This is a genomic window from Comamonas denitrificans, assembly GCF_017368815.1.
GTDB classification, from domain to species: Bacteria; Pseudomonadota; Gammaproteobacteria; order Burkholderiales; family Burkholderiaceae_C; genus Comamonas; species Comamonas denitrificans.
The window spans coordinates 96,959-103,235 of record NZ_JAFNME010000009.1 but is presented as its reverse complement, the minus strand read 5'-3'; the positions used below and the strand labels follow the sequence as shown (position 1 = coordinate 103,235).

10 protein-coding genes are annotated in these 6,277 nt (G+C 62.1%); 2 read left to right on the top strand and 8 right to left on the bottom strand.

Annotated features, from left to right (window positions below):
• From J1777_RS06050 to J1777_RS06015, 8 genes are all read right to left on the bottom strand, one after another.
• On the bottom strand, window positions 1-499 hold a 499-nt coding region (locus J1777_RS06050), incomplete at its 3' end, for a hypothetical protein (protein ID WP_207574919.1).
• Window positions 496-699: a hypothetical protein gene (locus tag J1777_RS06045; protein WP_207574918.1), complete on the bottom strand. Its 204-nt coding sequence runs from the start codon at window positions 697-699 to the stop codon at window positions 496-498. The genes J1777_RS06045 and J1777_RS06050, both read right to left, overlap by 4 nt.
• A complete protein-coding gene (locus J1777_RS06040) occupies window positions 696-917 on the bottom strand; it encodes a hypothetical protein (protein ID WP_207574917.1) in 222 nt (73 codons plus the stop codon). Before J1777_RS06040 ends, J1777_RS06045 begins: the two co-directional genes overlap by 4 nt.
• 2 nt (window positions 918-919) lie before the next feature.
• Window positions 920-1,315 (bottom strand): hypothetical protein, encoded by a 396-nt coding sequence (locus J1777_RS06035; protein ID WP_207574916.1) that lies wholly within the window; start codon window positions 1,313-1,315, stop codon window positions 920-922.
• Window positions 1,312-1,977 carry a hypothetical protein gene (locus tag J1777_RS06030; protein WP_207574915.1) on the bottom strand — a complete coding sequence of 222 codons (666 nt, stop codon included), beginning with the start codon at window positions 1,975-1,977 and terminating at the stop codon, window positions 1,312-1,314. Before J1777_RS06030 ends, J1777_RS06035 begins: the two co-directional genes overlap by 4 nt.
• Complete coding sequence (locus tag J1777_RS06025) at window positions 1,974-2,696, bottom strand: AAA family ATPase (protein WP_341352939.1); 723 nt, start codon at window positions 2,694-2,696, stop codon at window positions 1,974-1,976. The genes J1777_RS06030 and J1777_RS06025 overlap by 4 nt, the downstream gene beginning before the upstream one ends.
• 73 nt (window positions 2,697-2,769) lie before the next feature.
• The gene (locus J1777_RS06020) at window positions 2,770-4,959 is read right to left on the bottom strand and encodes a Mu transposase C-terminal domain-containing protein (protein ID WP_207574913.1); all 2,190 of its coding nucleotides are present in this window, start codon (window positions 4,957-4,959) and stop codon (window positions 2,770-2,772) included.
• Window positions 4,956-5,204 (bottom strand): helix-turn-helix domain-containing protein, encoded by a 249-nt coding sequence (locus J1777_RS06015; RefSeq protein ID WP_207574912.1) that lies wholly within the window; start codon window positions 5,202-5,204, stop codon window positions 4,956-4,958. Before J1777_RS06015 ends, J1777_RS06020 begins: the two co-directional genes overlap by 4 nt.
• Window positions 5,205-5,326: 122 nt before the next feature.
• Between J1777_RS06015 and J1777_RS06010 the strand changes: the two genes are divergently transcribed.
• Window positions 5,327-5,695 carry a helix-turn-helix domain-containing protein gene (locus tag J1777_RS06010; RefSeq protein WP_207574911.1) on the top strand — a complete coding sequence of 123 codons (369 nt, stop codon included), beginning with the start codon at window positions 5,327-5,329 and terminating at the stop codon, window positions 5,693-5,695.
• A 47-nt stretch (window positions 5,696-5,742) separates the two neighbouring features.
• A complete protein-coding gene (locus J1777_RS06005) occupies window positions 5,743-6,189 on the top strand; it encodes a hypothetical protein (protein WP_207574910.1) in 447 nt (148 codons plus the stop codon).
• Window positions 6,190-6,277: the final 88 nt, after the last annotated feature.

Here is a 6,277-nt window from a genome sequence, read left to right as displayed (position 1 = left end):
CGGGGGCTGGGGCTTGCAGCAGTTGCCCGGCATCGGTGGGCTGGCCGCTGCTGTGGGAGCGGGCACGGGCTGCGGCGGCACGCTCGGCCTCGCGCTGGTGCTCGGCCTGGGCTTCAATGCGGTCGGCGCTGCTGGCAATCACGGCATACAGGTAGCCGTGGCCCTTCAAGGGCAGCTCCAACTTGCCTGCATCACGCGAAAGTAGCATCTGGTCAATGGCGGCGGCCCACGCGGGTAGCGGCGCTTGCCAGTCACGGCCCCGGTGGGTGATGGCCCGGCGCTCCAGGTCGGGCAGCAGTTGCAGCAGCAGTTTGATTTTTTTGGCGGCCGTCAGGCGCTGCTTGGCCGGTTGGTGCAGGCCAATGTATTGCAGCACCCGCGCCCCCAGGGGCACGCTGGTGGCCACCAGGCGTTCCAGCGCCTTGCGGTCAGTCTCGGCGCAAAAGGCGGTGGCCAGGTCCAGCTCCGTGCCGCAGTTGGGGCAGTGCAAATCGCTCATTGCGTGCCCTCCTGTGCCGCGCTGCACAGCGTGTAGCCCAGGGCTACGCCAGCGTCGTAGGCGCTGTCAAGCTGGGCCTCTGCGGGCGCAGCCGTGACCGCAAAGGCCAGGGCCAGCAAACAGGCGGCCAAGCTGCTGCCCAGCCACAGCACCAGGGCGGCCAGCGGGTGGCGGCGGTGTTTACGGGTGGGGGCGTTCATTGGACTGCCCCCTGCGCACGCTCAAACCCCAGTGCAGCCTGCTGCAACTCGGTCAGATCGGCAAGGCGCACCTGCTCAACACACAGGCGCACGCTGGGGGCGTGGGCATAGCGCTGCTGCGCCCAGGTGGTGGCGGCAAAGATGTCGGCAAACTCCTTGATGCGCACGCGCTCCAGGTAGCCGGGGCGGGCGATGGTGATGCGGTAGGTGGTGTGCATGGTCATATCTCCTTTGCGGCTAATAGCGGGGCGCAGGCCGCTTTGTGTAGGCAGGCGTTGCAGGCTTGCCAGTGCTTCATCTCGCGCGGGCTGCCGGGGGCGGGGCGGTGGGCGTAGGTGCGGCACTGCTCGGCAGTGATCACCTGCTCTTGCCCTCCTGCCTCGTCAGTCAGGTACGGGCAGGGATAGCGGCCATAGGTGTGGATGACACGGCTGGCGATTCGGCTGGTGTTGGCCTGGCCGGTGCCGTACAGGCCGGTGGCGTTCAGTACCTGGCTCAGTGCCCCGGCGCTGATGCCTAGCTGCCGGGCAATGCGGGCATGGACTACGCCGGGGGGTGATACCTGGGCCACTAGCAGCGCAAACCATTGGGTGGACATGTAAGCGGGCTGGCTCATACATGCTCCTCACTGCTTGGAGTCTTTAAAAAATTCGACGGAACGGGGGCAGTGTTGGAAAACGCGCTTGGGTGCATCTCCCCAGCCTTGGTGGGTGGTGGCCAGCGGCCCAGTTTGTTGTCTGGGTACAGCACAAAGCGCACGTGGCCACCCGGCTCTCGTCTGACCCCACGGCCTACGGCTTTGGGTGCGTACTTGGCCCAGGCGGCCAGCAGGGCGGCGATGCGTTTTTTAAGGGTGGGGTAATCGGCGGCACTGGCATCGACCAGGGTTTGGGCTGCCTCATCAGCGGTCAGCTTGCGGCGGATGCGCAGCAGATTCCATAGGCGCACGTCCAGCTCCAGCGCATAGGTGCCTTGTGGGGGGCCTCCGGGCATAGCTCGCAGCGCGGCCTTGGCCGCAGCCCACCCGCTCTCGGTCAGCACCCAGACATTGATGGCCCCGATACGCTTGCGCTGGAGCTTGGCATTTTGCAGCTGGACATACCGCCAGGCTGCCATCGTATCCAGGGCCATTTTGGCCACGTTTAAGCTGTAATCAATCTGCTCGGTGTCTGCCCAGCGGCTCAAATCCTGCGCGGTGAAAGTGCGCCCGCGCTGCTTGATGTTGCGAGCCAAAGCGGCAAGGCCTGGAAGAAGAAACCACGGTTTTGGTGCGCTCATGTCTTGCCTCCGCGCTTGACCAAGTGCCCTGTGAAATCGGTGCACAGCGCCTTGCCTTTGACGTGGGTCACGTCCACTTGAGCCCAGTCATTGGCCTCGGCCCACACCTCAATATTGGCAATGGCGTTGAGCAGCAGGCGCATGCGGCCCATGCAGTCACGGTGAATTTGCTCGACCAGGGCCGAGGTCAGCTGCACATCCGACTTGGCTTTACACGTGGCCTGCACATCGGCAAGACTCAGTGGGTGCAGTTGCACGATGCGGGCCACCCGGCTGGCAATGTGGTCGTAGCGCTGGACGATGGCCGGGAAGTTTTCCATGCCGACCAAAAAGACCATCGTGCCTGTCACGTCCGAGATGTCCCGAATAGTTTCCAGCTTGCTGGCCGAGGACATATCCGCCAAATAGTCGGCCTCGTCGATGATCAGCGCCTGCATGCTGACGGCCAGGTGCGCCGTGATACGGTTTTCCACATCCTTGGCCATGCCGCGCACCGACAGGCCCAGTGCAGCGGCGATGTCTTCAAGCATGGCCCTGTTCGTCCACACCTTTTTAGCGCGGATAAAGACGTGGCCGTTTTCACTGGCCCAGCGTTCGGTCAGCTCCGATTTGCCGACACCGTACTTGCCCTGGATGATGACCAGGCTCGCTTCGCGGGCACCCCGGCGGGCGACGATCTTCTCTGCTTCTTTGAGCAGACGAAAGTTTTCAGTTTGCACAAATCCCTTTTTCACTTTACATTTCCCTTTCGTTTTTCATTCGTAAAAACTCGCTCTGTGGTGGTGGCCGCCATCACAGGGCACTCTTAAAAACCGGCAGCGCATCGCCCCCGGCATCCCACCCCATCCCCCTGCTCTCGTAAAAATCCCGCAAGTCGGCATAGCTATCGCTTTGCACGTAGCGGTCAATCCAGGCGTGGTCGGCATCCGTCCAGCCATCGCGGTGGCGCATCAGCCACTCGTAGCGATCGCTGGGCATGTCAAACATGGGGCGCACTGCAGCAGCGGGCGCTGTCGCCCCCTGGGCCGATACAGGTGTGGCTTTGGGCGTGATGGCGGGCAGCACCACCAGCGGCGCGGCTGGTGCTGGCAAGGCCGTGGGCACGTCCATATCCACGGTGGGCCCCAGCTCGCGCAGAGCGGTGTCGATCTGCTGCTCGCGGCGCTTGATGGCAGCGGCCACCCGCTTTTCGCGGGCCATCTGGATGACCGGTTTTGGAAAAAAGTCGATGCGGTTGGCGTTCCACTGCGCCTCGCACACGTATTCCCCACCCAGCGTGTAGATCAGCACAAAGCTGGGGTCGTGAATGTCATAGCGCACCGACACCTCGCGCCCGTCCACATCCCGGCGCATCAGCTCCGGTGCCTGGTAGTGCTGGTTGAAAAAAGTCACCTCCCCGCGCTGCGCCGTGCGTATAACGCTGGGCATAAACAGCATCCGCAGCTCCTGCTGCGAGGGCTTGATCTGCATGGCGGGGTCGAAAATCTCGGCCCAATACTCGGCAGGTGTCATGTGCTTGCCATCGCTGCGCTTGGGCAGGCTGCGGTGGCGGTGCTGGGTGTTGTATTGCTCCACCATCGTTTCGATGGCATCAATAAATTGCTGCCAGCTGGGTGCTTTCGGTGACAGAGCAATCACCTGCCCGGCCTGCTCGGCCCGCTTCACCGCCCGCTGCTCTTTGGCCAGTTCAGCGGCCACTTTGCGAAAAGTGCCCGCATCTGCATCCTTGCCCTGGTAGCTGGAAAACTGCCGGGCGGCGTTGATGGCGTGGGTTTGCCAGCTGCGCTCAATCACTCCGTGACCTTGGGGTTTGCCGGGGATGCCCGTGCGGTGCTCAATCCCCAGGCGGGCGCAAAAACCGTCAATCGGGCAATCCATGGCCTTGGCCGTCTCGCCCGCGCCGTTGTCGCCGTACAGAATGGCGCAAATGCCGTGTTGACCAATAGCGTGGCGCAGGGCATCGCCCACCACACGCACGTTTTCTGACAGCCCCACCGACCAGCCGACGATCATGCGCGTGGTCGCATCCAGCACCACCGTCAATTCCGGCGCAAAAGGCGCACCGTGATCAGGGTGGCGCACCTTGGCCTTGAAGGTGTGGCCATCAATCACCCACACATCCAGCGGGTCAAACCCCTCGGTGCTGCGGCGTTTAAAGGGCAACTTGGCATCGCGCTGCGCTCCGCTGTGGCGGGCCTTGAGCAGGGCCGTATTGGCCCGCGCATCCTTGCCCAGCTTGTCCAGGGCGCGGCGGGCGCGGTCATACAGCGTGCGCCAGGTGTCAAAGTCCCGGCCCAGCATGCGCGTGACTTCCTGCGCCGCGCCGGTCAGTTTGCGAAAGCGGGCATCGCGGCTGTGGTACAGGCCCAGCACTGCTGCCACATCGTCGGCCACCGTAAGCAGGCGCGGGCCAGCCTCGGCGGGCAGCAAGCCCCACCAGCCGCTTTTGTTGTGTTCGGAAACCCAGCGCTCCAGCGTGCGGGCGCTCACCATGTCGCCACGTGCCCGTTGGTTGGCCGTGCGGGCAATAGTTTGCAGCTCTGTGCCCGCCTCGCCGGTCACCAATTGCGCGGCCAGCAGGGCGCAGGCGCGTTTGCTGCCATGCAGCGGCACCAGCCCCTGCACCAGTGTGACTAGCCGCACGCGGGCATCGGCCACAGCCTTGTCGGCCATGCTGGGCTGGCGGTTGGTGGCCAGGGCAGGCACTACGGCCTGCTCCTGGGGCGCAGGGACAAAAGACCGCACAGGGGGTGTATCCACCACGGCCAGGGCCGTGCTGCCTGCATCGGTGATCTTGCGGGTTGCCAGCGCTGCGCGGGTTTCGGCAGGCAGGCCGGTGCTGTCGTATTCGCGGCCACCGCCGACGCGACCTACCCGAGGACGGCTGGGGGCTGCAAGCTGCGCCAACTTTTCACGGGTGCGGCGTTCGCTGCCGGGCATCCCCGGCAGGCCTGCCAGCTCGCGGGCGGTGTGCCAGGTCATACGGCGGCCCTTGCACGTTGGGCTTCGATCTGTGCCCGGCTGCGGCGCAGCGTGATTTGGTTGGGCCAAATTTCTGATATGGGCTTGCCGATGATTTGAGCAATACGGCCTTGTATGCGTTGGCTCTTGATATGCCCACTGATCGCTTGCGAAACAGAAGATGCAGCCACCCCCAATTCATCACACAGCATGGCTGGTGTGGTGCCCGCCATACGCATTGCGGCCTTGATCTGTTCAGGGTGCATTGCTTTGTTATCCTTTGCCTAAGTTGTTAGGTAAATTCACGCCGCGCAAATGTGCGGCGTTGTCTTAGGCATGATTATAGAGAACGATTGTTCTCCATTCAAGAGATAACTAAGGTGAACAAATGGTTTCTATAGGTGCGCGTTTACGCGAAGAGCGAGAGGCACTTCAGCTATCGCAAGAAGCGTTTGGAACAATTGCTGGGGTAACGAAAAAATCGCAGATCAACTACGAGAAGAACGAACGTTCTCCAGATTCAAACTACCTTGCAGCCATTGCCGCTGCAGGGGCTGATGTGCTGTACATCCTGACGGGTCAGCGCGTAGGCAGCACCACCACTACGCCCACTTCAGTGCAACCAATTTCAAAAGGTGACCGTATCTTGTTAGACAACTTCCATGCGGCCCCAGAGCAAGTACAGGCCGGGGTAAAGACGGCGCTTGGCGCTTTCGCGCCTGCAAGTGCAGGGGGCAAGCGTGGCAAGGCCGCATGAGGCGGCCAACGACGATCACATCAGCGGTATTTAAATAAGAGGAAAATATGCAAAAGACTTGCCAAAAATGCGGCCATATCAACCCAACATCTACCGGAGATGTGATGGAGGCATGCCCAAACTGCAGCGCAATTTATAGTCGCGTGGCGCAGGCGATGGCACAGCAGGCGGCCAAAGCGGTACGACCTACGGCGGCATCGCCGCGCGGCATCAAAGAATTTGCCGAGCAAATGCGTGCTGCATCGCTGTACCCCACGTTTCGGGGGCTGGTGCATGTGATTTATCTGGTGATGTTGGTCATGGCTGGGCTAGCCTTGGTTATGGGGCTGCTTGCGCTGACTAAAGGCGAAGGCATGACCCGCATTGCGGGATTTGCGGGCGGAGTGTTTTTTGCAATTGCTATTTTTGTGTTCGCCAGGGTGGCAAAAGAAGGGTCGCTGATGCTGGCCGATCTCAGTGATGCTGCTGTGCAATTGGCGGCAAAGGAGCGATAAGAGAAGCCTCATGGGGAGAACGCCTCAATGCCCATCGTGCAAAGCCCCGCTGGCAAAAATACCCCAGCGCAAAACCAAGTGCAAAGCG